Annotated in this window: 2 protein-coding genes; both read left to right on the forward strand. The window is 55.5% G+C overall.

Going from position 1 to position 1,412, the window contains the following annotated elements; all coding sequences use genetic code 11:
- A partial coding sequence (locus IVA74_RS02395) for an IS3 family transposase (RefSeq protein ID WP_247339505.1) occupies nucleotides 1–447 on the forward strand: 447 nt, incomplete at its 5' end.
- A 518-nt stretch (nucleotides 448–965) separates the two neighbouring features.
- Nucleotides 966–1,253 carry a hypothetical protein gene (locus tag IVA74_RS02400; protein WP_247339507.1) on the forward strand — a complete coding sequence of 96 codons (288 nt, stop codon included), beginning with the start codon at nucleotides 966–968 and terminating at the stop codon, nucleotides 1,251–1,253.
- The last annotated feature ends 159 nt before the right edge of the window (nucleotides 1,254–1,412 follow it).

Consider the following 1,412-nt stretch of genomic DNA (forward strand, 5'->3'; position numbering starts at 1 on the left):
GCGGAGGGCTGGCTCTATGTGGCCGCAGTCGTTGATCTGTTCTCGCGGCGGGTGGTCGGCTGGTCAATGAGTACAGCAATGACGGCACAGCTCGTCACCGATGCCCTGGTGATGGCGATCTGGCGACGAGGCAAGCCGGACGCGCTGTTGCATCATTCCGATCGCGGCAGCCAATACACCAGCGAACAGTTCCAGAGGCTGATGGCCGATCACGGCGTGGTCTGCTCGATGAGCCGGTCAGGCAATGTCTGGGACAACGCTGCAATGGAGAGCTTCTTCTCGTCCTTGAAGACCGAGCGAACAGCGCGCAAAGTGTACCGGTCACGCAACGAGGCCAAGGCCGACGTGTTCGACTACATCGAGCGCTTCTACAATCCGAAGCGAAGGCATTCGACGATCGGATATCTGAGCCCTATGGAGTTCGAACGGAAGGTTGGATTAGCTTAAGCCGGTGTCAACAGAACCGGGTGCAGCTCAAGTTGTTTGCCTTGGCGCGTAATTCCTCCGCGCGATCTCGCCAGTACTTCGGAGAGTGCATTCTCGCGATGCCCATGACCAATCCCCTTGATTGGATCGTTCATTTTCATTGATGGACGTTCAGGCCAGCTTGTTCCGGGACGCAAGCGAAAATAGCATAGAGCAAACTAGGCCGCTGCTGAATTAAGCTACGCCACCGCGCTCGGAAAGAGGCGAGTACCGGGGCAGCGAGTGAGAACAAGTCGGCAACGAGAACGGATTGCGAACCGCGGCTGCGCCACATCAAGATCCTTTTTGGTCAAAAAGCCGTCATCGACCTTGTATCGCCGGACGTTTAACCACGAAGCGGACGTTGATTGCGGACCGAAAGAGGCCGGTTACAGTAACTGGACGCCTCGCGAAATGCGGCCAGTTCGTGAGCAAATGTGAAGCGAAGCAAAACGCTCGCGGCGCCGTCGGTCGTCGATACTGATGAAAGGTGAGTGTCAATGACTGTTTTCTCCGGCTCGGTATTCGCGATGGACGTTGACGGCAAAGCTATCTTCGCGTTCGAGGCAAAGAATTTCCGGGAAGCCTTCGAGTTGTGCAAAGAGGAGTGGGTTCGTGATGACTTGACCACGATTACATCGAACGGCCTCCCGCTTTGCTCCTCGACGGCCAAGTTGACAGTTCGCAGAGCTGACGAAGCCGAGATTGTCATCTATCGAAATGCTGCTAACCAAGTTCAGACCGAAGACTTGGTCTTAGCATATCTTGTCGAGTTAGATCGAGCGTAGCGACCTTCCCTGTGTCGCGCCTTCTAAGAAGAGAGGGACATCCATCTACTACTTCTGCTCTGGGTCAAAATGAGAAGAACTCAGGTTGAGCAAATCTGGCCTGCAATGGCGGTATGAGCGGACCTCCGCCAGACAAGGAGCAACTTCGCTGATGGGCCA

The sequence above is a fragment of the Bradyrhizobium sp. 132 genome (assembly GCF_023074185.1).
GTDB lineage: Bacteria > Pseudomonadota > Alphaproteobacteria > Rhizobiales > Xanthobacteraceae > Bradyrhizobium.